Source organism: Bombilactobacillus sp. ESL1197, assembly GCF_058107145.1.
In genome coordinates this window covers 153,926-179,482 of the sequence record NZ_JBYLTY010000001.1, presented here as the reverse complement: position 1 = coordinate 179,482, position 25,557 = coordinate 153,926, and the positions used below count along the sequence as shown (strand labels likewise).

The 25,557-nt window shown below is 37.5% G+C and carries 20 protein-coding genes and 1 other annotated feature; of the genes, 9 read left to right on the top strand and 11 right to left on the bottom strand.

Annotated features, from left to right (window positions below; all coding sequences use genetic code 11):
* The first annotated feature begins 86 nt into the window (after positions 1 to 86).
* Complete coding sequence (locus AC3B6B_RS00655) at positions 87 to 1,070, top strand: LacI family DNA-binding transcriptional regulator (protein WP_489756792.1); 984 nt, start codon at positions 87 to 89, stop codon at positions 1,068 to 1,070.
* A gap of 85 nt (positions 1,071 to 1,155) precedes the next feature.
* Here the strand turns inward: AC3B6B_RS00655 and AC3B6B_RS00650 are convergent, their stop codons facing one another.
* Complete coding sequence (locus AC3B6B_RS00650; RefSeq protein WP_489756791.1) at positions 1,156 to 1,926, bottom strand: tyrosine-protein phosphatase; 771 nt, start codon at positions 1,924 to 1,926, stop codon at positions 1,156 to 1,158.
* A 59-nt stretch (positions 1,927 to 1,985) separates the two neighbouring features.
* Between AC3B6B_RS00650 and AC3B6B_RS00645 the strand changes: the two genes are divergently transcribed.
* Positions 1,986 to 2,729 (top strand): glycosyltransferase family 2 protein, encoded by a 744-nt coding sequence (locus AC3B6B_RS00645; protein WP_489756790.1) that lies wholly within the window; start codon positions 1,986 to 1,988, stop codon positions 2,727 to 2,729.
* A 17-nt stretch (positions 2,730 to 2,746) separates the two neighbouring features.
* Positions 2,747 to 3,127 carry a YueI family protein gene (locus AC3B6B_RS00640; protein WP_489756789.1) on the top strand — a complete coding sequence of 127 codons (381 nt, stop codon included), beginning with the start codon at positions 2,747 to 2,749 and terminating at the stop codon, positions 3,125 to 3,127.
* 103 nt (positions 3,128 to 3,230) lie between these two features.
* Here AC3B6B_RS00640 and AC3B6B_RS00635 read toward each other — a convergent pair whose 3' ends face one another.
* Positions 3,231 to 5,555, bottom strand: coding sequence for an HAD-IC family P-type ATPase (locus tag AC3B6B_RS00635; RefSeq protein ID WP_489756788.1), 2,325 nt, complete (start codon positions 5,553 to 5,555; stop codon positions 3,231 to 3,233).
* Positions 5,556 to 5,628: 73 nt separating this feature from the next.
* Here AC3B6B_RS00635 and AC3B6B_RS00630 point away from each other — a divergent pair, with 73 nt between their 5' ends.
* A complete protein-coding gene (locus AC3B6B_RS00630; RefSeq protein WP_489756787.1) occupies positions 5,629 to 6,276 on the top strand; it encodes an HAD hydrolase-like protein in 648 nt (215 codons plus the stop codon).
* Positions 6,273 to 7,196 carry an alpha/beta hydrolase gene (locus AC3B6B_RS00625; RefSeq protein WP_489756786.1) on the top strand — a complete coding sequence of 308 codons (924 nt, stop codon included), beginning with the start codon at positions 6,273 to 6,275 and terminating at the stop codon, positions 7,194 to 7,196. The genes AC3B6B_RS00630 and AC3B6B_RS00625 overlap by 4 nt, the downstream gene beginning before the upstream one ends.
* Before the next feature lie 176 nt (positions 7,197 to 7,372).
* On the opposite strand, the gene AC3B6B_RS00620 is transcribed toward AC3B6B_RS00625, so the two are convergent.
* The 3 genes from AC3B6B_RS00620 to AC3B6B_RS00610 all read right to left on the bottom strand — a co-directional run bounded on the left by AC3B6B_RS00620 (position 7,373) and on the right by AC3B6B_RS00610 (position 11,350).
* Complete coding sequence (locus AC3B6B_RS00620; RefSeq protein WP_489756785.1) at positions 7,373 to 8,785, bottom strand: C69 family dipeptidase; 1,413 nt, start codon at positions 8,783 to 8,785, stop codon at positions 7,373 to 7,375.
* Between the two features lie 154 nt (positions 8,786 to 8,939).
* The gene (gene fba, locus AC3B6B_RS00615; RefSeq protein ID WP_489756784.1) at positions 8,940 to 9,854 is read right to left on the bottom strand and encodes a class II fructose-1,6-bisphosphate aldolase; all 915 of its coding nucleotides are present in this window, start codon (positions 9,852 to 9,854) and stop codon (positions 8,940 to 8,942) included.
* A gap of 677 nt (positions 9,855 to 10,531) precedes the next feature.
* Positions 10,532 to 11,350 carry a helix-turn-helix transcriptional regulator gene (locus tag AC3B6B_RS00610; protein WP_489756783.1) on the bottom strand — a complete coding sequence of 273 codons (819 nt, stop codon included), beginning with the start codon at positions 11,348 to 11,350 and terminating at the stop codon, positions 10,532 to 10,534.
* A gap of 158 nt (positions 11,351 to 11,508) precedes the next feature.
* Here AC3B6B_RS00610 and AC3B6B_RS00605 point away from each other — a divergent pair, with 158 nt between their 5' ends.
* Complete coding sequence (locus tag AC3B6B_RS00605) at positions 11,509 to 13,173, top strand: glycoside hydrolase family 43 protein (protein ID WP_489756782.1); 1,665 nt, start codon at positions 11,509 to 11,511, stop codon at positions 13,171 to 13,173.
* An 8-nt stretch (positions 13,174 to 13,181) separates the two neighbouring features.
* Positions 13,182 to 14,426, top strand: a complete 1,245-nt coding sequence (locus AC3B6B_RS00600) for an MFS transporter (RefSeq protein ID WP_489756781.1) — start codon at positions 13,182 to 13,184, stop codon at positions 14,424 to 14,426.
* Positions 14,427 to 14,579: 153 nt separating this feature from the next.
* Here the strand turns inward: AC3B6B_RS00600 and AC3B6B_RS00595 are convergent, their stop codons facing one another.
* The 4 genes from AC3B6B_RS00595 to AC3B6B_RS00580 form a co-directional block, all read right to left on the bottom strand.
* Positions 14,580 to 15,752, bottom strand: a complete 1,173-nt coding sequence (locus tag AC3B6B_RS00595) for an ROK family protein (protein WP_489756780.1) — start codon at positions 15,750 to 15,752, stop codon at positions 14,580 to 14,582.
* A gap of 172 nt (positions 15,753 to 15,924) precedes the next feature.
* Positions 15,925 to 17,421: a xylulokinase gene (gene xylB / locus AC3B6B_RS00590; RefSeq protein ID WP_489756779.1), complete on the bottom strand. Its 1,497-nt coding sequence runs from the start codon at positions 17,419 to 17,421 to the stop codon at positions 15,925 to 15,927.
* A gap of 112 nt (positions 17,422 to 17,533) precedes the next feature.
* Positions 17,534 to 18,877 (bottom strand): xylose isomerase, encoded by a 1,344-nt coding sequence (gene xylA, locus AC3B6B_RS00585; protein ID WP_489756778.1) that lies wholly within the window; start codon positions 18,875 to 18,877, stop codon positions 17,534 to 17,536.
* 112 nt (positions 18,878 to 18,989) lie between these two features.
* Positions 18,990 to 20,345: a sugar porter family MFS transporter gene (locus AC3B6B_RS00580; RefSeq protein WP_489756777.1), complete on the bottom strand. Its 1,356-nt coding sequence runs from the start codon at positions 20,343 to 20,345 to the stop codon at positions 18,990 to 18,992.
* A 187-nt stretch (positions 20,346 to 20,532) separates the two neighbouring features.
* Positions 20,533 to 20,768, top strand: a binding site (T-box leader).
* Positions 20,769 to 20,830: 62 nt separating this feature from the next.
* Here AC3B6B_RS00580 and asnA point away from each other — a divergent pair.
* Positions 20,831 to 21,838 carry an aspartate--ammonia ligase gene (gene asnA / locus AC3B6B_RS00575; protein WP_489756776.1) on the top strand — a complete coding sequence of 336 codons (1,008 nt, stop codon included), beginning with the start codon at positions 20,831 to 20,833 and terminating at the stop codon, positions 21,836 to 21,838.
* A gap of 288 nt (positions 21,839 to 22,126) precedes the next feature.
* On the opposite strand, the gene AC3B6B_RS00570 is transcribed toward asnA, so the two are convergent.
* Positions 22,127 to 22,705 carry a TetR/AcrR family transcriptional regulator gene (locus AC3B6B_RS00570; protein WP_489756775.1) on the bottom strand — a complete coding sequence of 193 codons (579 nt, stop codon included), beginning with the start codon at positions 22,703 to 22,705 and terminating at the stop codon, positions 22,127 to 22,129.
* Positions 22,706 to 22,707: 2 nt separating this feature from the next.
* Positions 22,708 to 24,036 (bottom strand): YhgE/Pip domain-containing protein, encoded by a 1,329-nt coding sequence (locus AC3B6B_RS00565; protein ID WP_489756774.1) that lies wholly within the window; start codon positions 24,034 to 24,036, stop codon positions 22,708 to 22,710.
* A 318-nt stretch (positions 24,037 to 24,354) separates the two neighbouring features.
* Between AC3B6B_RS00565 and AC3B6B_RS00560 the strand changes: the two genes are divergently transcribed.
* Positions 24,355 to 25,554, top strand: a complete 1,200-nt coding sequence (locus AC3B6B_RS00560) for a CPBP family intramembrane glutamic endopeptidase (protein ID WP_489756773.1) — start codon at positions 24,355 to 24,357, stop codon at positions 25,552 to 25,554.
* Positions 25,555 to 25,557: the final 3 nt, after the last annotated feature.

Genomic DNA, 25,557 nt, shown 5'->3' with positions numbered 1-25,557 from the left:
TTTGTCCTAACCACTTTTTCATAGCAACTTTTTTGGTCAAAATAGTTGAGCTATAATGAAACTAAAAAAGTGGGGAGCAATGTTAGGTGCCAAAATTAGAAGATGTTGCGCAACTGGCAGGAGTTTCGAAAACGACGGTTTCACGTGTCTTGAATCGCCGCGGCTATTTAAGTCAAACGACGATTGATAAAGTTTATGCAGCCATGGACCAATTGGATTATCATCCCAATGTTGTGGCACGCCAATTGTATCATCATAAAACGGACTTGATTGGTATCTTATTACCATCTGTGGCGGATCCTTTTTTTGGTGAGTTGACTACGAGTTTGGAGAATCAATTATATCAACAAGGCTTTAAAGTTTTAATTGGTAATTCGATGAATAATTCGCGTAAGGAAGCGGACTATTTGGATCAACTATTAATTAAACAGGTGGATGGTTTAATTGTCGGTACGCATAATCAAGGCTTAAGCCAGTATCAGAAAAAAAATTTGCCGATTGTGGCGATTGATCGCATTGTCAGTGATGACATACCCATTATTGCTTCGGACAACTTTCACGGCGGTCAGTTAGCGACCCAACATTTGTTGGATCAAGGCGTCACGAAAATTATTCATACGAATGGTCCCCATGATCTCGCTACGCCCGCCCAACAGCGAAGGCGAGCTTATGAACAAGTGATGCAAGACCATCAGTTAACGCCAGTGACGTATGAACTAGATTTTAATATTAGTGCCGCGGCTAAGCGGCGCGTTTTTCAAAAGATTTTTCAAGAACATCCAGATGTTGAAGCTATTTTTGCCGCTAATGATACAGACGCGATCTTAATTTGCCAAGTGGCTTTAGAATTTGGGCGCCGAGTACCTGACGATTTGTTAGTAGTGGGCTATGATGGCACTACTTTATTACAAAATCTCTTTCCACAATTAACGACTGTTGTACAGCCAATTGCTCAATTAGCGCAACTGGCAGTTGAAGTTTTACAGCAAAGATTACACGGACAGGCCACAGATTCGGAATATATTTTGCCCGTCCAATGGCATGCCGGCCAAACTGGTTTCCAAAAATAAAAAGAGTCCCTTGTACAAGTTTCAATTTGATCACAGTTGCAGTATTTATTGGTAACTGGATCACGAACTTGATGAAGGGACTCTTTTATATTGAATCTTTGGTAGTGTATAACTGAAGTAAAAGTGCTTTCTTAGTAGGGCTTAAACCCAGAATTTGTTGTTCAAATTTTGGCCAGGAACCATACACGGCCGTTACGGCCGTCTGAATAGCCACAACAGCAGCTTGATCCGCGGGTGTGAAATTCATTTGTTGAATAGTTTGATCGTTAGGATTATCTAAATAAGCTAGATCAGTGGCGTGGGTGTACATGAGATTAGTCAGAAGATAATCTTGCGTAATATAGTCGATGGGTACTTGTAAAACTAGGAGTAGTAAAATGGCTAAAATGCCTGTGCGATCTTTACCCGCTGAACAATGGAAGACAACGGATTGATTGGGGTGCTGATTTTCTAATAAAACCGCGAAAAAATGATAAAAAACTTGTTGGGAATAATGATCTAAGACAACTTGTTGGTACATGCCGGGTAACCCCGAAAATTGTTGGTCCGGGGGCAATGTTTGATAAAGCTTATCACCGGTAGTAGTACTAGAAGGTGCTGCATAGAGTGGTGCGGCAATTAATGTTAAAAATGAAGTCTCGGGATCCGGCCAATTTTTTCGTTCATATTCAGATCGCAAATCAAAACTGTAGCGTAAGCCGTAATGCTTTAAGTAGCGCAATTCACGCGGTGTTAAGGCGCTTAAGTAACCTGCACGCAAAATTTTGTGCCAGCGAATGTGACGGTGGTCGGTTGTGGGATAACCGCCCAATTCTCGAAAATTATTAGTGTTAGAAAATTGAAAAATTCTTTGCATTGAGAATCCTCACTGAAATTAATACAATATAGGTATTGAAAATTAGGAGACAGTTTATAGTGAAATTAACGTTAGTGATGCCTTTGTATAACGAAGAACAATTGCTCCGACGTAGTTTAACGTCTATTGTTCAACAAATTAATCAGAATTTTGAATTGTTGATGGTTAATGATGCTTCCACTGATCAAACGGTGGCGATTGCCCAAGAGTTTGTCCACCACCACGCTAACTTTCGGTTAATCAGTCAGACAACTAATCAAGGCATTTCGGCGGCTCGCAATCGGGGAATCTTAGAAGCACAGGGGGACTTAATTACTTTTATTGATGGTGATGACTGGCTGGAACCACAATTTACCGATTATTTTTTAACGTGCTTTCAAGATCAACAATTAGACTTAGCCGTGTGTGGTTTTGTTAAAGAATCTGCGAAGAAAGTTCTCAATAAAATCCAACCATTGCCTCCAGCTTATTATTCGCAAGCACAATTAGTTAAACAAATAACTAAAATGACAAATGGCTCAGTTATGGGTTACACCTGGAATAAAGTTTATCGCCTGACAACGATTCGCAAGCATCATTTAACTTTTGCACCCGACTTGTCTTTGATGGAAGATCAGGTGTTTAATATCAAATACGTGGCGTTGACAAGTCGCTTCTATGTGGACTCTACGCCATTGTATCATTACTGGCAACATGGTCAAAGTGCAACCCATACGTATAACTTGCAGCATGTTAAAAGTATTGGTCAGGCTAATTATCGAATTTTAAAAACTTTGTATCAAGTTAAAAAGTATCATCTTTGATGAATCTAGGTGTAGAAATGACAAGTGTAGAAGACTATTTAAAGCAAAATGTTTTTGGCAAACCGCAGCTGAAACCCGATGAAAAACGTAAATTTTTGGGTAATTTTCAAGAGCGAGTCGCGTTAGCCTTAACGGTAGCACAAGTGCGCCAAGTGCAAAATTTAGCAGTAATTAAACAAGTCATGCAAAGGTATCCGCAGTATCATTTGTATATTAATGGTCGTTTGAGTCATAGTTATCGTCAGCCATTAGTGAAGCTAGCGGTGCAATTAAATTATGCTTTTACGATTATCAATCAACAAAATCTGAGAACCGCCACTAAAGCATTAGGCGATCAAGAAATGGGATTAGTGATTGCGGATGCCAAACAAGCTGTTAAAGGCCCAATTCTGATTTAATTTAAATGATGGTTAACAACAAATTAATCATTCAGTTTACAAAGTCAAACTTCAATTTTTTGCTTAATCGTTCCTCAGCTTTTAGGCGACTTTTGTCGCGGTATTATTTGAAGCAGTAACGGACCAGAAATTCACGTAAAATTTTAAATACCGGATAAAAGGTGATTAGGATGATTAAGCTCCAATAAAGTTGTTGATGATGAAACAAATTCAACAGCTCAAACGGTTTACCCCAACCAATGAACATGAGTAGATTAGTGATAAAAAGGAGGGTGAAAATAATTAGTGTACCGCGATTAATGGGGCGCGAGATAGTCCATAATGCAGCAAAACTGATCATGCTAACGGCAAAAACTGCCAAGGTAGAAGTTAATGGGTAATGAAGTTGATACTTAGTACCAAATAAGACAAGTAAGACTACAAATAATGTAATATCTAAAGCAGCTGGCAACGCCACTTGCATGACATTTTTGTAAAAGCGGCCTTCAGGAGGACGAAAATCAGGCTGCAAGGCTAAAAATAAGGTGGGAATTCCTACGGTTAAAGCGTTAATCGGCGTTAATTGTGCCGGATGAAAAGGATAGTTGGTGCGCATAACAATAAAACAAATGGTTAACAGCACTGAATACATAGTTTTAATCAGATATAAGGCTGCTACTCGTTCAATGTTATTAATAACGCGCCGCCCTTCATTCAGAACGTAAATCATGGAATCAAAATCTTGGTTTAATAAAACAAAGTCGGCAGCACTTTCAGCGGCATCACTGTTGCCCGCAATAGCAATGCCACAATCCGATTGGCGCATTGCTAAAACATCGTTGACTCCATCACCGGTCATGGCGATTTGGTGCTGGTTTTGTTGTAAACCTTTGATTAATTTTTGCTTTTGCTCCGGTAAAGTGCGCCCGAAAACGGTATATTTTTGGGCAATTTGGCCGTAATCTTCGAGGGGACGGTCTACAGCCACACTGGACATATCAATAGCTTTGATGTCGGTACTTAAATTAACTTGTTGCGCAATGGTTTGAACGGTAGCTGGATCGTCGCCAGAAATGATTTTTAAAGCGACACCTTGCGTTTGAAGATATTGAAAAGTATTAGCCGCCGTCGGTCGCACTTCATCTTGAATCAAAAGATAGCCTAAGAGTTGTGGCTGTTCAATGGTTTCAGTAATGAGTTTTGGTGATTGGACGACAGCCAAGACACGATAACCTTGTTGCGCATAAGTTTGCGCGCGCTTAATTTGGTCAGTGTCATGTAAGATAAAATTCGGGGCACCTAAGGCAAACGAGCCTTGGTGTTTTAAATTAACGGCGGACCATTTACGTTGTGAAGAAAAAGCTACGATACTCTCAATGGCTGGTAAATCAGCTGCTGGTTCTTGCGCTGTTAAAATGGCCTGGGCCGTTTCATTGGTTTCATTGGTAGCACGAACGATAGTTTGACTAATGGCTAACAACTGTTGCGTAGTTAAACTTTCCGCAATTACTTGAGTTAATTGCAGGTTGCCCGTGGTAATGGTGCCAGTTTTGTCTAAACATAGTGTATCAACGCGTGCTAAGGATTCGAGCGCCGTCATAGATTTGACTAGGACTTGTTTATGGCTCAAGTGAACCGCGCCAACGGCCAGGGCCACAGAAGTTAGTAAGACGAGTCCCTGAGGAATCATGCCGATAATGGAGGCGGAGGTCCCTAAAATGGCCGCTGACCAATTATGGGAATGCTGAAAACTGCTCCAAAAGAGCAACAATCCTAAGGGGACAATGATATAGGTGAGAACTTTGATAATTTGGTTGATGATGTTTAATAATTGTGAAACATTGTGTTGTTGTTGCTTGGCAGAATTGGCTAAGCGATTCGCAAAGCTTTGCTCCCCCACAGCTGTTAATTCAACCAGGGCCTGGCCACTAACAACGGAACTGCCGGATAGAACTTGATCATTTTCGGTTTTAATGACCGGGGTTGATTCGCCAGTAAGGTTAGATTCATCAACTTCTAAATGGGAGGTTTGCCGAACGCGACCATCGGCGGGAATTTGGTTACCACGCTGTAAGATTACGAGATCATGCAAGACTAATTCATCTTGAAAGACCGTAGTTTGCTGTCCAGCACGGAGAACTTGGGTTTTTTGGCGATTTAAAAAAGTTAAATGATCCAACTGCCTTTTAGCGTGGATTTCTTGATATGTACCGATGATAAAATTGGCGACGACGGGTCCTAAAAAGAACAGATTAGCGAAACGACCAGTACTAAAAATCAAAATGGCAATGACTAAATTGACCAGATTAAATAAAGTAATCAGATTTTTTGATATAATTTTAGAGATTGGTGTGGAATTTTGATTTTTGACCTGATTAGTATTGCCATGCTGGCACTGTTCTTGCACCTGTTGTTGACTCAGACCAGTTTGGACGTTAGTACCTTTCATGAGTTCACCTCAATTATGATATACGAATGATTGTAGTCTTATTTTGTAAAAAAATTGTGAAGAAGGAATTAATTTGTTAAGAAATATTTTTTTTGATTTAGATGGAACCCTAGTTGATAGTGGCTTAGGAATTATGAATTCCTTGAAGTTTGCGTATCAAACGGAAGGCTTAGCAGTCCCAGCTGATAGCCAATTACGGAAGTTCATTGGGCCACCTTTGATGGAAAGCTTGGCGCAATACAGTCAAATTCCGGCACACAGTGAATTGTCGACTAAACTGATTGCAGATTTTCAAGATTACTATGGTCGAAAAGGTTGGTTAGAATTAAATCTTTATCCGCAGATTACTGAAATGTTAGCACAATTACGCCAATTAGGAAAACAACTTTTTGTGGCAACAGCCAAACCGGAGAATTTTGCGCGTCAAATTTTAGCAGAATTAAACTTAACAGACCAATTTAATGGTATTTACGGCGCTGATTTGAGTGAAACCATGTCTAAAAAAGAGATCATCGCTCAAGCTTTAACTGATAATCAATTAACAGCCGCCGAAACGCTGATGATTGGTGACCGTAATACGGACGTTCTCGGCGCACAAGCTAATCAAATAGCAACGATTGGGGTATTGTACGGTTTTGGTACGGCTCAAGAATTACAGCAGGCGGGCGTCGTTGATTTAATTGAGCAACCGTTAGATTTAGTGAAGAAGGTTCAGGCATGATTAAAAAGCACTGGAAAGCATTGGTGATCACTTTAGTCGTGTTGTTGCTCGCGGCAGATTTGGGTGGCGCCTATTATTTGTTTAATTTTGCAATTAAAAAGGGGGGCTACAGTGCCCGTAACGCTGGTCAAGCATTAACGACCAGTGAGCTATGGGCCAAAAAAACGCCGCAGCAAGTTTGGCAGCAAACAACAAGTGATAAAGCACGAGTTCATTTAAAAGCGCGCTATTATCCAGCTGCTCAGACGACGAAGAAAACGATGTTATTGGCCCATGGCTATGGCGATAATAGTTTAACAATGGGTGCATATATTAAATTATTCCATCAAGCAGGCTATAATGTGTTGGCACCGGATGATCGCGCTTCAGGACTTAGTGGTGGCCAATACTTGGGTTACGGCTGGTTAGATCGCAAGGATTATCAAGGCTGGGTGCAGCAAATTTTACGTAAAAATGGCACGCAGAGTCAGATTGGTTTATTTGGCGTTAGTATGGGTGCGGCCACGGTCATGTATTATTTGGGGTTAAACGTGCCACAGCAAGTCAAGTTTGCGGTCGCCGATTGTGGTTACGCTTCGATTAAGGGTGAATTGGAACACGAATTACAGGCCCTCTTTCACTTGCCAAGTTTTCCGTTGATTCCAACCGCTAATATGTTTACTAAAATGATTGCCAAGTATAGCTTTTATGATGCGAATACTGCGCAAACTTTAAAGCACAATCACGTACCACTGTTTATTATTCACGGTACTAAAGACACTTTTGTGCCGACTAAAAATGCGCGGATTAACTATGATAATGATCATGGTCCTAAAAAATTGTGGTTAGTGAAGGGCGCTAGTCATGCGCAGTCTTATCAAAAACAACCACAACAATATCAAACCAAAGTCTTAGACTGGGCACAACATTATTTTAAATAGTTGGGTTTTAATATCAGTTGTATATGTAAAAAAGAACTTTCCGGATGGAAAGTTCTTTTTTTGCTTTGAAGCGGAATTGAGCACAATTTTTATGTGACATTGCTCTCAGAAGCATAAGTTTGTATCTAGCTACAGTAATAGTGTAGCTTTGACCCGCTCTTTGTCACAACTTTAATTTAATCGTGCAAAGTAAATTGTAAATTCATCCGTGGAGCCACTAAGCCCACCATCTCACCTAATAATTCGGTCGAATTGGTCAAAGAAATTTGGGCCATTTGGTCATTAACTTGGGTTAAATAACTGGGGACATCACTTTCTTTAATCGCTTGTTGATCGGCTTGAATTTGTAAATGACGACAAGCGGCGACCGTTTTTTGTTCGAAAGCATTCTCGGAATCTTCAACCAAATTAAAATGTCCATCACCAAAAGCGGCTAAAGTATTAGCTAACCAGTACATTTTTTGAGGATCAAATTGGTCAGTGGTATCGCGATAAGTTGCTGGAGTATCGTTAATGTTGGCGTAGAAAGGAATCACCGCGTTAAAAGTATTGGGGCCAAAGGCTAACCAATGAACACCGGCAATTTCTTGAGGAACATTATTGCGAATCTGTAAAATGTGTAACTCTTGATTGCGGTTGATGCCAATAGGCCGGAATAATTTCTTTTGTTCCGCACTATTGGTTGTACCATAAACATCATACGGCGTGTTTTGGTAATGGGAACTTAAGACAAACTTGACATCTTCAATGCTGATTTTTTTCGTTGTCTGACAAATAAAAGGCAAGTCTTGATCAATTGGTGTCGTTTGAAATTCGGGATTGAAATATTTTTGTCCGAACCACGCACGAGGATTATTGTAACGAGTATCTTTGATAGTGGCACTACCAAAAATATGACGTAAATTATAGCCTTCGGGATCGGGATTTAAGTTGTTTTGTTCAATTAAGTCCTCTAAATCGCTACAGCAGAGGGTATCGGGCGATTGAAAATCAAAATCAGTAATGTTAAAGCGATTAGGAGCAATTACATAAGAATCATCAGGAATCCGGATTGCGGCCCAGTGGTGACCGGCAATACTTTCGAAATACCAAACTTCATCATTATCGGCAAAGCAAATGCCGTTAGTCTCATAGGTGCCGTAGTCTTCTAACAATTGTCCTAAACGTTCTACTCCTTGGCGCGCACTGTGGATATAGGGCAAGACAATGGTGGGGATATCTTCTTCTCCTAAGCCATCGTCGACTAAGGGGTCCAGCCCCAAAATGCGACTGTTGGTGGTAATCGTTTCTGTAGCACTCATAGCGACATTTTCACTATTGATCCCTGCCGCTGCCCAGAGCCCGTGACCAATAACAGCTTCCGGAGTGGAAGTATAGCCTAACGGATTGGCTGGTAAATCCAAATTGAATTTACTTAAAACAGCTTGATAATGATGCGGTTGATCTTCAGGTTTCACGTAAACAAATTTTTGTGGATGCAGCGGTGCATTACCGTCTTCATTGCGCGCAATGATGGTCGAACCATCAATGGATGCATTCTTTCCGACTAGAATTGTTGTACAAGAACCTTTTTTTCGGTGTGGTTTCATGATAAGCCTCTCTTAATTATTTATTTCACCTATATTTTAAGCCAATTCCTGAAGAAATACAGTAGGTTTCACGGTTTTTATCGAATTTCCAAATCAAAAAACGCAACTGGCTGAAAAATTGCCAGTTGCGTTTAGTCAATAAATTTAATTGTTATTATTCTTCGTTTAAGGAGCTACGATCAAAGGCAGCAGATTTTAATTCTTCATCAATTGATGGAGTACCTAACCAACCGATCATTTCCTTCATGGAATCAGTAATAGCTTCAGCACCAGGAAGAAGTAACTTACGAGGATCATAACCCTTGTTAGCTTTATCTTCATCTTTGTGTTCTTCAAAGTATTTACGAGTAGCTTCTTGGAAAGCTAATTGGAATTCTGTGTTGATGTTCACTTTAGAAATACCAAGAGAGATCGCCTTCTTGATTTGTTCTTCAGGAATACCAGAACCACCATGCAAAACTAAAGGTACATCAACGGCATCAGCGATTTCTTTCAAACGGTCAAAGTTTAAGCCCGTCCAGCCTTCTGGATAAACACCGTGGATATTACCAATTCCACAAGCTAATTTGTCAACGCCAGCAGCAACAAAGGCTTTAGCATCTTCAACAGAAGCTAATTCGCCACCTTCAGCGCCTTGGTTTTCACCGATTTTACCAATTTCAGCTTCAACAGAAATACCACGTTCATGAGCCAACTTAACGATTTCTTTGGTCTTAGCCAAGTTCTCTTCTGTTGGTAAAGCATGACCATCAAACATAACTGATGAATAGCCTAATTTGATACATTCAATGGCTGAGTCATAGTCACCGTGATCCAAGTTCAAAACAACTGGAACGGAGATGTTCATGGAATCCATTTGATCTTCGACCATGTCTTTGACGAATTTGTAACCACCCATATATTTAGCAGCGCCAGTAGAAACTTGAATTAATAATGGAGTTCTTGTTTCTTCAGCAGCCCGCAAAATAGCGCGTGTCCATTCAACGTTGTTAGTGTTATAAGCACCAACAGCGTAATGATTTTTCCGTGCGTCTTTAAAGATTTGATTACCGTTATCTAAATAAGCCATTTAAATACCCTCCTAGATGTACAACCTACAGACACATTGTACCGTAATTCTGAAAATGGAACAATCATTTCCATGATGTAATCGATTTTAAATCGGAATTGTTAGTAATTGTGTGATCTGAGCAACAGAACGAGGTAATTTTTTTCTTAATTTAGATAAAAAATGATAAAGCAAATGCCAAGACACAAACACCAATAATAATGTTCCAAAAATATCGAGCTAAAAATTCCCAACCATTATTAATAGGCTGAGAGCGCTTTTTGTTTTTAGATACAGGGATAGTTTTATTTTTAAAATCTGAACCAAAGAGCAGTTCTTCAACAGGTACCTTGAAACAAGCGGCAATCTCCTGGATTTTATTTAGGTCAGGAGTAGCTTCTTGAAGTTCTCACTTGGAGATGGTTTGGCGGGTAACATTTAAACTTTGAGCTCATTGTTCTTGTGAGATTCCTTTTTCTTTTCTTAATTGTAAGAGTTGAGCTGCAAATTGGATTTTCATAGGTTAAGGCTCCTTGCTTTTTTAATCTAAATATAGCTAAAAATAGCGAGTGCTACCAGCAAATTTTCCCGGGAAATTGCGCAAATTAAAATGGCATATGGGCAATTCTAATTTGCTTGTTTTTAAATACTTATTCTGAAACTTTTTCTATCTCTCAAAAAAATTAAATCATGTAAAACTAAAGAGATGTTTGTTCTTGGCGAACTTGAATAGGTAATTTACCATACATTTTTTTAAAAAGATTTCGAGTAGTTCTAGGATTTTTGAGACCATATTTATTCATAAGATCTTTAATAGATAAATCAGTATCAATTAAATCCTGATAAAAGGCGGTTAATCTTAATTTATAAATATATTGTGTAATTGTGATATCGGTTTGCTGTTTAAATAAGCGGGATAAATAACTGGCGTTGTAATCAAACATTTTGGCTAAATCCTGGACCTTGATTTGCTGTGTAAAGTGATTATTAATGTAAACGATAATGTCTTTTAAATAACTAGTGCTTTCCGATGTTTGTTCTTGGCTTTGAGCAAAATTGTCGATTAATTGTTGCATTATTTGCAAGATAATCGTTCCAATCTTTAAATTAGTGCTGGGAGTCTTGGTTTGAACGATGGTATTCAATTGCTTAAGTAGAGCCATAATTATTTGTGCAGGCTGGGAATTGTTATCAATGATTTGAAAATTTAACTTTTCCGGATGTGTCAGATAAGGCTCGATGAATTGTAATGGTATTTGTAAAACTAGTGATTGATTGGGCGTATTAGTGACATCGTGAATAACACCGGAAGAAACTACAATAAATTGATTAGGATATACCGGATGAGTTTGCCCGTCAAAGTTAAATAATAGTTTGCCTTTCATCACAAAAACTAATTCAATACTACTATGCCAGTGAAAGGGTACATAACCATTGATAGTGACGTCTGATTCATAAAAGCGCACACCAATTTTTAAATTGGGAATAACATTTTCATGATGATCCAAAATTTTCATTACCTTTCTAAAAGCGACAATTCTTACATCTTAATGTTAATTTATTTACTAAACAAACTAAATCAATTGACACAAAATCGCTTTCATTATAGCATGATTTCAGTTAATTAATAACCAGATTATGCTATTAATCAATATTTTTAATGGGGAGAGTTTTTATGTCAGAGATTAATAATCCAATTATTCCGGGAATGGCACCAGATCCTTCGATCATTAGAGTGGGAGACGATTATTACATTGCTAATTCCACTTTTCATTGGAATCCAGCTATTCAAATTTTTCACTCCAAAGATTTAGTAAATTGGCAGCTAATTTCTTATGCACTAACAGCTGGAGAAATTAATTTGCGAGGAACTAATACACCAGCTGGTATTTGGGCACCACATCTATCGTTTGATGAACACCAACAGAAATTTTGGTTAATTTTTTCGCATATGCAAAATATGGCTGGTCGTGAATTTAACGCGGATTCCTATATTATGTCGGCTGATAGAATCACTGGTCCGTGGACTAAACCAGCTTATGTGACATCCATTGGATTTGATCCAGCCTTATTTCATGATACTGATGGCAAACATTATCTTTCTATTTTAGAGTGGGAAAGTCGTACTGGTTTTCAAGCTCCAGGACATATTGTCATTGCGCAGATTGATTTGCCAACTTGCAAAGTTGGTCCATGGCATCGAGTTGCGACGCACTTTACGACTAGAGGATGTGCCGAAGCACCACAAATTTACCGGCATAATTCCTATTATTATCTATTAATTGCTGCGGGGGGAACTGGTTATGCTCATGGAGTTGAAATTGGTCGCTCATCACAGATTTTTGGTCCATATCAACCTAACCCGACAGGCGAACCGATTATTACGTCTTCGCCACATCATCTTTTCTCTCTAGGCGATCCTGACGCGGGACATTTTGAAATGTATAATCCCAATTCACCAATGCAAAAAGCAGGCCATGGTTCACTGGTTGAAACTCCTAATCATGAATGGTATTTAGCACATTTGATGTCACGGCCTTTACCAACAACTAAGTTAAATCCATTAGGACGTGAAACTTCCTTACAAAAAATGGTTTGGAATCAAGAAGATTGGTTAGAAATGGCAGATGGCTCTAACTTAGCCAAAATTAAAGTTGCTGCTCCGAAAGGAACCACTGCTGTTCAATATGATCATGATAGTTTTCAAGATGAATTTGAACAAAAGACTTATGATTTACGTTTTATGACACCTTATCATGAACAGAGTTCTGATTGGGTTAATACGACTGATAATCCAGGTCATTTGCGCATTTATGGTCGTAATTCATTCTTTTCACAGGACGATCCATCTATTATGGCGACTCGTGCAACCTCCTTTAATTATGAGGTACAGACTAGTCTGCGATTTCAACCACAGCATTATTCGCAAACGGCTGGTTTAGGACTTTATTATGACTCTAATAACTGGTTGTACGCACGCTTATGTCAAACTGACGATGAACAAGGTGTAGTTTTAAGAATTTTACAAGCCAAATTAGGTGAACGCATTGATCATCTATTTAATGAAGTAGCGATAACTGCGGGGCATATTGAGCTCAAATTGAAGTATCAAGCAGGAATGGTGACTGTTAGTTACCGTTTTTCAACGAATGAATCATGGAAAATTTTGGAAAATCAGATTGATGTTACTTATCTATCAGATGAAGGCGTTAATGGAGAACCTGGTGAAATTGGTGGTTTTACAGGATTATTTAATTTTATCGGAGCAGTAGATGCTTACCAACATCAGTCGTTTGCGGATTTTGATTATTATCGCGTTGAAAATTTTAAAGAGGAGTAAGATGATCTATGAAAAAATTAACGATTCCTTTAAAACGTTTAGTTCCAGGATTGATTATTGGCCCAGCTAGTTGGTTAGGACCATATGTAACTTTAAATAGTTTATTTTTACCAGCAATTATTCAGCATTTAGATGCAGCTAATAAGGTGAATATTGTGGCGTTATTTTCAACTTGTGGTATGATTGCAGCCGCTTTATCTAATATGGTGGCTGGGGCCTTATCTGATCGCACCCGTTCACGTTTCGGCAAGCGGGCACCTTGGATTTTTGGAGGATCTTTAGCGTTCATGATCTTAATGATTATGGCATCTTTTGCCAAAAGTATTCCTTATTTATTAGTGATTTGGATTTTAGGACAAATTGCTTTGAATACTATTGTGGCACCAATGGTGGCTTGGTTAGATTTAGCTCCTGAAGAAGGAAAGGGAACTGCTTCTTCGGCTTATGGTGGCTTAGGGATGGCTTTGGGGAATAATGCCTTTAATATTGTTGGAGCAATGTTTTTAAGCCATTATCAATTAGGATTTTTGATTTTTGGTATCTTTACTTTTGTAGGAACTACAGTTGCGACGATTATTGTTCATGAACCATCTAATTTGGATGAGCAAATTGAAGTTTCTAAAAAAGATAAAACACATAATCATTGGTCTTGGAAAGAAATTAAGGCAATTTTTCCTGGTTGGTCTGTTGGCCGCGATTATTATTTAGGATTAATTGGTAAATTTTTTCAAGGTATCGGCAATTTTGCGATTACAGGTTATATTTTGTATATTATGACTGATTTTTTACATCGTGGTAGTCAAACGCAATCTTCCATTCAGTTAGTTAATACTATTATGGTGATTTTGGGTGTCTTGATGGGCTTTACTGCTGGCCCCATTTCTGATAAATTGAAAATTTTAAAAATTCCAGTAGGTTTCTCAACGATTTTCTTAGCTATTGGTGCTTTGACCTTATTCTTAGTGCGTAATACGGCTGGAATTGTAATTTACTCATTGTTTGCCGGATTAGGAATGGGTATTTGGAACTCTTTAGATAATTTGTTAAATCTGGAAGTTATCCCGGATCAGAATCGAGTGGCCTTTTTCTTAGGAATTTATAATTTAGGTAATACTATTACTCAAGCTTTAGCACCAGTGATTGCGGCAGCGGTTATCTCTTGGTTCCATTTTTCAGCCATTTTTATTGTTTCATTTGCTTTTTCCTTAATTGGTGGAATTTCCATTTTGTGTATTAAATCAGTTAAAAAATAGTTGGATTGAGTTGTTAGAAATTCAATCTTAAAATAAAAGACTAGAGTTACAAAGTGGTTTAGAAGTTGAATGGTTTAATCTGATAATATCTAACTTCTACAATGTGCTCTAGTCTTTTATTTTTAATTCAAAAACAAATCTTGAACAGGATCATCAATCAATATTAGTGTTATTCAGAATCAAGTCATATTGATCTAAATCTAAAACGTGATGTGTAATTAACGAGCATGCTCCCAATAAAATAGCATGGTGTGAATGCTTAGTTAATTGTAAACTAGGAATCATTTTTAATTCACTGGTGGTCGCTTGAATTGCTTTAAAAATACTTGGCAGTTCTTCCATTAGCGGAGAATTAATAAATATTTTTTCTGGTGCAAAAGAAACCGCTGCATTAAAAATAATGCGAGCAATGGAGGTGATAAAAGAATCCAAAACTGCTTGAACTTCTGGATCGTTTTGTTGAAGTAATTGTTCGAGGTCTTGGCGATTAAAAGAAGATACTTGTTTTTGTTCTTTAACAGTGTCTAAGATGGCGTCTTCTGAGCAATATTGTTCAACTTTTTCATATTGATATTGATTGTGATGGGTAAACATTAAGGAATTACCGATTTCACCGGCAGCACCATTGGAACCATAGTAAAGGTGCCGATTTAAAATAATTCCGGCACCGATTCCTTTGTGGATGCTAATACATAAAATATTGTCTTCATTTTTAGCTTCGTTAAAATCACGTTCATAAACGGCTGATAAATTAGCTTCATTCTCTAAAATAACTGGAACGTGATATTTGGTTTGGTATTTTTGAACTAGATCAATATTGTCCATTTTTAAAAATGGTGATTTGAGAATTTTATTTTGAAAAACTACACCATGAATGGAAAAGCAAATCCCCAATAACCCATTGGTAGTCTCAGTTTCTTGTTTTATAAACGTATCAATGGTTTGATCGATTAATTTGAGAATGTCTTGAATATTATGCTTAGTTAATTCCTTAGTTTGGTAATAAGCAATACTGCCATTCAAGTAGTTAGCCATAAAGTGGAGGTGTCGATAACCAATATCAATACTGATGGTATACCCAAACTTTTCATTTAAACTAACTAAAACGGGTTTTCGACCGCCATTTTTGGAGGCTGAGCCATTACCAACTTCTTTCAAATAACCTACTTGTTCAATTTCATTGTATAGAGCGGTAATTGATGATTTATTAAGTTCTAAATTGCGGGCAATTTCAATTCGAGAAATAGGACCATTATTAATGACTTGCTGTAAAACACGATTGATATTATTTTGATGAAAAGCCTTACGACTAGCAATTTTGCTCATGCTTTTCCTACACTTTCTTTAGAATTTAGTTGGTTTAATTATACAACTTTAAAAAAAAGATATATAGAAAGTGTTTTTTGGCCCCTATGACAAAATGCTGTTCTAAATATTCTTTATTAACTAAAAAATCTCCAAGCAATCATTCTTACGCTTGAAGATTTTATAAATAACTTTAGTGCTTAAATTTGAGTAATTCCTTACTGATCTTTTTAGTTTGGGGATAAACTTCTTGATAGATTTGATGTAAAGCTTGATATTGTTGAACGTTATCTGGCTGAGGGGTATAACTTTTATTAAGATGGATAAAAGTGTTAGCACAGTTATTAAAGCTGTCAAACCACTTTAAGCCTACTGCGGCAATCATTGCTGCTCCTAATCCAGGACCTTGTTCTGTCGTTAAGCAAACAACTTTTTTATTAAAAATATCTGCTTGCATTTGTAACCATAACTGACTTTTAGCCCCACCGCCAATTGAGACTACGGTGTCAAACTGACAGTTATTTTGAGTATAAATATCTAATAAATCTTGTAGACTAAATGTGATACCTTCCATAACCGCTCGCACAAAGTCTTGTTTTTTGTGATTGCGATCTATGCCAATAAAACTACCACGAATCTGTGAATCGGCATAAGGAGTACGTTCGCCTACCAAATAAGGAGTAAATAACAATCCGTTAGCTCCCAGAGTTGACTGCTGGGCATCAGCAGTCATATCTTCAAAGCTATTATTGGGATAAAAAGTTTGCTTAAACCAATTAAAGGAATCACCTGCTGCTAAAGTAACACCCATAGAGTAGTAAGAATTAGATATGCCATGGCTTTCAAATTGAAGTTCGCCTTGATAATTGGTTTTGTCAGTTTCGTATTTGAGAATTACGCCAGATGTACCAATACTTGATAAAACCATATTAGGCTTTAAAATACCTGCACCAATAGCACCGGCAGCGTTATCAGCAGCACCGGCAAATGTTTTAGTAGTAGTCTGTAAGCCGGTTTTTTGAGCAAAAGCTGGTGTTATGAACCCAGTAAAGGCTGTGGATGGTATTAAATGAGGACACATACTCAGTGGAATATTAAATGTTTGACAAATTTCTGAACTCCAATTTTGTTTTTGAGCGTCGAGCATGACGGTACCGGTGGCATCAGAATAATCAGTTGCTAGATTACCAGTAATTTGATAGCGTAAGTAGTCTTTAGGTAATAAAAAAAGTTGGGCCTGTTGCCAGATTTCTGGTTCGTGCTCTTGTACCCAAAGTAATTTAGGCAAAGTAAAACCTTCTAGCGGTTTGTTATAAGTTATATCGATAAAACGTGGCCCCATTTTTTGCATAATTTCTTGACATTGCGAAGTAGTACGAGTGTCGTCCCATAAAATGGCTGGTCTTAAGATTTGGTTTTGTTTATTCAATAAAACTAAGCCATGCATTTGTCCAGAAAAACTTAAGCCTTCAACTTGTTTTGCTTGAATGGGAGAAGATTGTAGCAATGTTTGAATCGCGTTGCTGGTGCCCGTGACCCATAAGTTGGGGTCTTGCTCACTAAAACCTGGCCGGGGATGACTAACTGCAAATGAAGAACTGGTTTGTGCAATGATGATTCCATCTTGAGATACGGCCGATACTTTAACTGCGCTAGTTCCTAGATCAATTCCTAATACATACTTTTCCATGAAACTCATCTCCTTGAAAATAATAAAGACTGAGACTTCAAGGTAAAAAGGTTGTTACATAAACTTTTAGGCACTTTTTATCTTTACAGTCTCAGTCTTTAACTTGATTAATTTATTCACTCAAAGTAGAAATGATATATTGATTGATGATATCTTTGATTTGTTCCAGATGGTCAGATGATGTAGCAGCCCTTAATTCGGATTGTGGCTTATCAATGATATATTGTTCCAAACTATTGAAATCTGCAGTTCCATTTTCTATTTCTGCGCCAATACCAGTTTGATAAGAACTATAGCGTTCAGACACAATGTTTTCTAGAACTTTGTCTTCCTTGAGCTTAACAGCAACTCTTAAGCCAGCAGCAAAGGTATCCATACCAACAATATGACTGTAGAATAAATCGTTAGCTTCAAAAGAAGAGCGCCGCGGCTTAGCATCAAAGTTTAAGCCACCATGTGGTCCAATGCTACCATTTTCAACAACTTCGTACATTGCGGCAACAGTTTCATATAAGTTAGATGGAAACTCATCAATGTCCCATCCTAATAACTTGTCTCCTTGATTAGCATCAAGTGATCCTAACAGTCCGGCATCTCTAGCCACTCGAATTTCGTGTTGATAAGTGTGTCCAGCTAAGTTGGCATGGTTGCCTTCAAGATTTAATTTAAAGTCTTTATCTAAGTCATATTCTTTCATAAAGCCAATGGTAGTGGCAGCATCAAAGTCATATTGATGGGTCATTGGTTCTTTTGGTTTAGGCTCTAATAACATTTGAGCATTAAATCCAATTTTTTTAGCATAATCTTTGGCCATATGGAAGAAGTGGGCGATATGCTCTTGTTCTTTTTTCATATCAGTATTCCAAAGTGATTCGTAGCCTTCACGCCCACCCCAAAATACATAGTTTTCAGAACCAACACGCTTGCCAATTTCCAAACTATGCTTTAATTGAGCAGCGGCATAGGCATAAATGTCGGCGTATGGTGAAGTGGCGGCTCCAGCAACGAAGCGCGGGTTGGTAAACATATTAGAAGTATTCCATAAAACTTTCATGCCAGTAGTTTTTTGGTATTCAACAATCTTATCTACGATTTTATCAAGGTTTTTATTAGTTTCCCTTAGGGTATCGCCTTCAGGAGCTAAATCACGATCATGAAATGCTAAAAAATCGACGCCTAATTTGTCATATAATTCAAAGGCAGCGTCAACCTTGGCTAGGGCATTATCCATTGGATCGGTGTATTTATCATAGGGGCGAATAGCAGTACCATCACCAAAAGGATCAACTAGTCGTTGATCAAAGGTATGCCAATAAGCAACCGAAAAACGTAACCAATCCCGCATTTTTTTGCCAGCAATCACTTCGTCAGGGTTATAGTAACGAAATCCGAGAGTAGATTTGGTATTGTTTTGATGACCAACATATTTTATTTTATCAATATTCCAATAACTCATGAGAAATTCCTCCCAATTAATTAGTTTGTATAAAAAACCAACTTAATTCAATTACTAAAATACATCTTTTATTTTTATAAGTCAAGCAATAATAAAAGGCTTACATTTTTAACTAATGAATAGATTGATGACTTTTGCTTCTTAGAGTTGCTTCGATTTCTTCCAGACTGCGATTTCTGGTTTCGAAAACGTATTTGTGCACGAACCAAAGAGCTGCGAAGCAAAGAATTCCATAACCAATAAATAAACTACCAGTACCAAAATAGTTTAATAAAGAAGGGAAAGTTAACGAAACAATCATATTGGCAGTCCAATTGATGACGCTAGAAAATGAATTGCCTAAACCGCGAATATTTAATGGAAAGACTTCACCAACCATGATCCACATAATTGGTCCCCAGGTTCCTGAGAAGAAAGCAATGTAAATAGTTAATGCTAATACGCAGATGATTGCCGCAATTTGTGATTTTCCAGAAAATTTCATGGCAAAACTCATAATAAATAATGAAGTCCCCATGCCAACGGAACCAATATTCAATAATTTTTTACGATCAATTTTATCCATTATAATGACGGCTACGGCAGTTACAATAACATTAAAGATTCCAATACCTATATGTGCTAATAATGCTGCAGAAACGCCAAAGCCTACATCGGTGAAAATTGTTGGTGCGTAGTATAAAACAGTATTGCACCCCATAATTTGTTGAAAAATAGCCAGTCCAATACCGATTATTAAAGCCGGACGCACTGTTTTACTAAATAATTCGCTCCAACCACCACTCTTAATTTGAGCAGCAGCATGAATGTTATTGAGTTCCGTTTCTACAGCAGCCTGGTTACCATGGTTCATGTTTAAGAGAATTTGCTTAGCTTGATCTTCATGTTGAATTTTGATTAAAAAGCGGGGACTTTCAGGTAATAATAATCCACCAAAGAATAGAATTGTAGCAGGAATAGCAGCAAAACCTAACATCCAACGCCAGCCTGTATACATTCCGGAAAAGGAATAGTTGGTGACATATGCGATAAAAATACCAATCATTACCATTAATTGAAATAAGCTAGAGACGGTACCACGTTTTTCTGCGGGTGCTAGTTCTGATAAATAAGTGGGGATTAAAGCTGAGGCCGCACCAACGGCCATCCCTAAAATAATTCTAAAAATAATCAGATTCCAAAATCCTTGCGAAAATGCTGAACCAATAGCTCCGATAAAAAAGATAATAGATGATAATAACAATAGTTTTCTTCTGCCAAACTTGTCAGAAAGTGGTCCAATGATTGCCGAACCAATGATTGCTCCAGCTAAGACGGCACTAACGACCCAACCTTGTTGCCAACTGTTTAAATGGAATTGCTTTTGAATAAATAAAATGGCTCCAGAAATAACGCCTGTATCGTAACCGAAAAGTAATCCACCTAATGCACCAAAAAAATAAATGAAACCAGTTGAAATTTTTTTCATGGTTTTTCCTCTTTTTTATTTTGTAATTAAGTTGGTTTATGATACAAACTATTATAGCAAAATAAAAAACGTTTTCAAACGTGTCTGAAGATAATAATATAGCTATTAAATAACATTTTTTGCTAATCTATTTTTAATATATATCTTGCAATTTTAATTTTTGGTGTTATAGTGATAACCATAAAAACTAAAAACATTCAGAAAGAGGAGTAAAATAGTTGAACTGGACAGTGAGTTGGGAGCGGTGAGAACCCAATACCAGAATTAACTATTTGAAAAACACTTTCGTCAGTTGTAGGCCTGAAAATACTAGTTAAGTAAGGTTTGCCGGTAATGGCCGTTATCATCCATAGCGTATGTTTGTACGTGTTTGAGTTGGCTGCAAAGCAACTAGGGTGGTACCGCGAGTCCTTCGTCCCTTGATTGGGATGAAGGACTTTTTTTTAGTTTTATTTAATTGATAATTAATTAAGGAGGATATTTCCATGACATTAATAATTCCGAAAGACTATGATCCAAAATTATCAGTTCGAGAAACCGAAAAAGCAATTCGGTATATTCGGGAAACTTTTCAAACCGAATTTGGTGCAGCCATGCACTTAGAGCGATTAAGTGCGCCGATGTTCTTACCACATGGCACCGGTTTGAATGATAACTTAAATGGCGTGGAAACTCCGGTAGCTTTTAAGATGAAAGATTATCCTGATGACTCAATTGAGATTGTCCATTCGTTAGCTAAGTGGAAGCGCGCAGCACTACAAAAATACGGTTTTCAAGTTCATGAAGGCTTATATACAAACATGAATGCGATTCGCAAAGATGAAGATTTGGATAATTTTCACTCGATTTACGTTGATCAGTGGGATTGGGAACGAGTAATTAAACGCGAAGAACGCACATTAGATACATTAAAGCAAACTGTTAAGTTAATTTTTAAAGTAGTGAAGCATTTAGAAGATGAAGTCTGGTATCGTTATCCACAAGCGGTTTATCATTTGCCTGATGAAATACATTTCATTACTACACAAGAGTTATTAGACCGTTATCCAGATTTATCGCCACGGGAACGTGAAAACGCGATTTGTAAAGAATTGGGCGCCGTTTTCTTAATGCAAATTGGCGGTGAATTAAGCAATGGTCAAAAACATGACGGCCGGGCGCCAGACTATGATGATTGGCAATTAAATGGGGATATCTTATTCTGGTATGAACCGTTGCAAGCTGCTTTAGAGTTGTCCAGTATGGGAATTCGGGTTGACGAAAAATCGCTGCAAAGTCAGTTGGAACATGAAAAAGCAACTGACCGGTTAAAATATCCGTATCACCAAGGTATTTTGCATAACGAGTTACCATTAACGATTGGTGGTGGTATCGGGCAGTCACGCTTATGCATGTTATTGTTAGGTAAAGCACACATTGGTGAAGTGCAAGCTAGTGTCTGGCCCGAAGAAATGCAAGAGCAATGTGCAGCGGCCAAAATCCAATTGCTGTAAAAAATGGTTTTGCAGTAGTTAATCAAAATTATTCTTATGCTCAATCTGCTCCAGAAAAACGAACAATAATGGTTTTAATTCATAACTCATCCAACTTGAGGAACATAAATTTACGAGTTGTAATAGTATCATATCAATTTGTAAAATGAATTTAGAACATGTGGTTCTTAATAACTAAAAAAGACGCTCAAAAACTTTTCTGATAAGTTTAAGAACGCCTTTTTATATTGGTTTAAATCATTGTTATTTAGTTTAAAATTCATATTTGGGTAGTTTTATGGTTCAATTCTAGTCTTTGTCCGCAATCAAATGATCTAAGAAAATCTCTGTATTGTCTGCTGGAGCATGACTACCAATAGTCATATTTGATAAGTCATATTTCAACACGGAACTGCCAAAGTTCATCAAAATTAAATTCAAAACTTCGGCTTCGACGTTAATGGCTTTTTTAATAAGACCACGATTTTGTAATTCCTGAAAAAAATCGACAAACAGACGATAGCGCGTATCAAAAAATCTTTGGCTAGCATCAACTAGTTCTGGAAATTCATGTCCCTCTCGTACCGTAATTAAAAATGATAATTGGTGTTGGTCAATAAAATTTCGGTAATCTTGCATTGCGCGTTGAAAATCAGCCCGCACATCACCGTTGATTTGAAAAGATTTAGCATTTGTTTGAATTTGCTTAATGTAATTATCAACTAAGTACTTCAATAAAGCCTTTTTGTTAGGAAAATGGCGAAATAAAGTACTCTCATTAATGCCAGCTTCTTGGGCAATTTTGCGGGTTGTAGTTCCACGGTAGCCATATTTACTAGCTAATGTAGCAAACGCTAGCATAATTTTTTGGTCGGTATCGTCTGTCATAGTTAACTCAGCTTTCTTAAATCAACAAATGGTTGTTTTTTACGAATAATTATAATAATTAAATTCAAAACAATCAAACTAATTAATAAGAATAACTGGCCTTGAATATTGGCACTTAGACCATGACCGCCATAAAAATTAATCATGTCTGCCTGAATATTGTAATACATCGGTGAGATGTAGTGCATGGTGCGATAAAAGCCATTCATAGCACTCACTGGCAGCATGCCCGCACCAGAAACTACTTGAATCATTGTGAGCAAAATATTTAATGTGACGCCAATTTGACCAATGGCAAAGTAGATAACACTGGTAAAATTAAATGCAGTCAGCATGAAGATACTGTGAACCAACCAGAGTACCCCAAAATTTAGCTGGTGGAGATTTAACATGACACTCATGAACCAGGAAATTAGGCCGCCATTAACGAAAGAAATTAACAAGTAGACAATCTCAATATGGAAAAAAGCTTGAAAACGGCCGATCTGTTGGGCAAATTTGGCATAAGTTCCGTAAAGTAATAGTGCGGCAATCATCGTACCTAAAAATAAAGCAATGGTGGCGAAAAAAGGCGCCATGGAATAATTCATGCCCTGTTTAACGGGATTGGTGGTGTGTAGTTGAACTTTAATAACAGGTTGGCTCTGTTTTTGTGCTTGCTGTTTGGCGACTCGCAGAATTGTTTGCGCTTTGCCCTGGGCTGCTTTTTGCGCCTGCTGTTGTTGCTGTTGAACTTGGCGTTGTAATTGGGCAGTTAATTTGGCCTGTTGATCTTCTGGTGCGGCAGCAATTTGTTGTTTAGCTTGGGTGACTTTTACTTGGGCCGCTTGCTGTTGTTGGACTAGTGTTTGCTTTAATGCAGTTAATTGTGGTTGAGCTAGTTTTAAAGTAGTCTGTTTCAAAGTTAGCTGTCGTGTAAGCTGGAAGCTAACTTTTTGAGTTACCGTGTTCAAACTAGTATTAACACTAGTGGGATTGGCTTGATTAACATAAAAGGTTAATTGTGGTTGCTTATTGTGCAGTGCTTGTTGTGCAAAATGGGCAGGAATATCAATAATTAAATAAGTTTTGCGCGCTGCTAAATTAGCTTGCGCCTGTTGGAGATCTCGAGTTTCATGAATGTGCTTGAAAGGAAGCTGCTTTTTTAATTGCTGACTAATTTGATGATTAGATTTGGATTGATTGACAATAGTCACTGGTAATTGGTCCAAGTTGTTGGGCATGGCTTGATAACCAGTAAAATAAATCAAAAAAACGAAAATTCCAAACAATAAAGTTACTAGAAAACCTAAGATAGTGCCGCGATTACTTAAAAATTTTTTCAAATGCATGATTTCAACTCCTTATTTTGATATAGGAGAGCATACGCGCATTCGTTTTTAAAAGCAAGCACGTACTTGCTAAAAATTGTTAAATAAATTATCTTAAGGAAAGACAAAGTGGTTTGGAATAAAACAATACTCGTCTAAATTGATGACAAAATTTTTTGATTCCAGATTCATTATGTAGGCGCAACAAAGTTTGAATAGTGGCAGCAATGTGTCATCAATGTTCATTTTTGTAGCACTTAGCAGGAAACTCTTTTAATTCTGGAAAATTTTGGCATAATTTGTGGGATAGTCAGATTAATGTGAAGGAAGGCAACAAAGATGAATTACCAAAGTTGGAAAACGTTTATGAACTTCAGTTATTTAGCAACCTTTTTAATATTGCTGTTTTTGGGTGTAGGAACCAATATGCTCTCACAACAATTGGAATTTAATTATTTAATAATTGGGATTGTGTTTATCGCGTTCGGGTTGAGATTTGATTTATTTGATAATCGGTGGTTACCGAAATTAACACATCGTTTTCACTCCCATATTTTAAATCAAATTAATTTTTGGGGACAATGGTTTGTGCTGGTACTTTTGACGCAAGATGTATTTATTAATAATTATGTTTTGAAAACTTGGTTGGCACACAGCTCATTTTTTATCAGCACGTTCTGGCTCATCTTGTTGATGACATTATTATCCATTAGTAGTGTTTTTACTATCACATTAGTACGGCCACATCATCGCTGGTCGTTAATAGTAGTATTGCCATTATTGATTATTTTAGTTTATGAATTCATGATTAATATTTTTGCAGGCTATACTTATTCTGCGGTACCAATCCCGCACGGTCTGCTCTTTTGGAGAAATTCACTCTTGGCCTGCATGGTTTTTATGATCATTCCGTTTATCTATATTTCTATTCAGGAATTACAATTAAAACCTATCATTTTATGGAACTGGACAGGCTTGAAAAAGAAGGGGATTCTCTTTGGTTCCATGATTATTTTCTTTATCATTATCTTTTATTTGGATTCAGCAGTTTGGCTTCATCCTCTCAAAACTTGGCAGTGGCCCAATCTGGAGCAAATAGTCTTTTCAGTTCGTTCGGGAGTGTTGGAAGAACTGCTTTATCGCGGTTTATTTTTAAGCCTGGGATTGTCTTATGTTAAAAAGCATTCCGGTTATGGCTTTGCGATTTGGAGTTCTTCAATCGCTTTTGGTTTAATGCACGTAATGAATCTTTTCAGTGCACCACAGCACTGGCAAGCGGTACTCTTATCGACAATTGATGCGGCGGGCATTGGGGTTTTCTTTGCTGTTTTATATTTAATTACCGATAATCTATTACTAGTGATACTAATCCATACATTGTGGGACTTGTGCCAAAATGCAGTGACTGGAAGTGGCAATATGAGTGTTAATGGGGGATTAGGCTTACTGATTGTTTTGAGTGTTTTTGTCTTGAGTGTCTTGTATTCTAGTTGGCTGGCGAAACGCTATCTCACTACTCGGCAAAGTCAATTAGGTTAAAAA

Excerpts from the sequence above, each read along its gene's own strand:
- AC3B6B_RS00560 (WP_489756773.1), top strand. The coding sequence starts at position 24,355 with ATGAATTACCAAAGTTGGAAAACGTTTATGAACTTCAGTTATTTAGCA.
- xylB (WP_489756779.1), bottom strand. The coding sequence starts at position 17,421 with ATGGAAAAGTATGTATTAGGAATTGATCTAGGAACTAGCGCAGTTAAA.
- AC3B6B_RS00635 (WP_489756788.1), bottom strand. The coding sequence starts at position 5,555 with ATGAAAGGTACTAACGTCCAAACTGGTCTGAGTCAACAACAGGTGCAA.
- AC3B6B_RS00605 (WP_489756782.1), top strand. The coding sequence starts at position 11,509 with ATGTCAGAGATTAATAATCCAATTATTCCGGGAATGGCACCAGATCCT.
- asnA (WP_489756776.1), top strand. The coding sequence starts at position 20,831 with ATGACATTAATAATTCCGAAAGACTATGATCCAAAATTATCAGTTCGA.
- AC3B6B_RS00600 (WP_489756781.1), top strand. The coding sequence starts at position 13,182 with ATGAAAAAATTAACGATTCCTTTAAAACGTTTAGTTCCAGGATTGATT.
- AC3B6B_RS00640 (WP_489756789.1), top strand. The coding sequence starts at position 2,747 with ATGACAAGTGTAGAAGACTATTTAAAGCAAAATGTTTTTGGCAAACCG.
- xylA (WP_489756778.1), bottom strand. The coding sequence starts at position 18,877 with ATGAGTTATTGGAATATTGATAAAATAAAATATGTTGGTCATCAAAAC.
- AC3B6B_RS00650 (WP_489756791.1), bottom strand. The coding sequence starts at position 1,926 with ATGCAAAGAATTTTTCAATTTTCTAACACTAATAATTTTCGAGAATTG.
- AC3B6B_RS00625 (WP_489756786.1), top strand. The coding sequence starts at position 6,273 with ATGATTAAAAAGCACTGGAAAGCATTGGTGATCACTTTAGTCGTGTTG.
- AC3B6B_RS00565 (WP_489756774.1), bottom strand. The coding sequence starts at position 24,036 with ATGCATTTGAAAAAATTTTTAAGTAATCGCGGCACTATCTTAGGTTTT.
- AC3B6B_RS00580 (WP_489756777.1), bottom strand. The coding sequence starts at position 20,345 with ATGAAAAAAATTTCAACTGGTTTCATTTATTTTTTTGGTGCATTAGGT.
- AC3B6B_RS00620 (WP_489756785.1), bottom strand. The coding sequence starts at position 8,785 with ATGAAACCACACCGAAAAAAAGGTTCTTGTACAACAATTCTAGTCGGA.
- AC3B6B_RS00595 (WP_489756780.1), bottom strand. The coding sequence starts at position 15,752 with ATGAGCAAAATTGCTAGTCGTAAGGCTTTTCATCAAAATAATATCAAT.
- AC3B6B_RS00570 (WP_489756775.1), bottom strand. The coding sequence starts at position 22,705 with ATGACAGACGATACCGACCAAAAAATTATGCTAGCGTTTGCTACATTA.
- AC3B6B_RS00610 (WP_489756783.1), bottom strand. The coding sequence starts at position 11,350 with ATGAAAATTTTGGATCATCATGAAAATGTTATTCCCAATTTAAAAATT.
- fba (WP_489756784.1), bottom strand. The coding sequence starts at position 9,854 with ATGGCTTATTTAGATAACGGTAATCAAATCTTTAAAGACGCACGGAAA.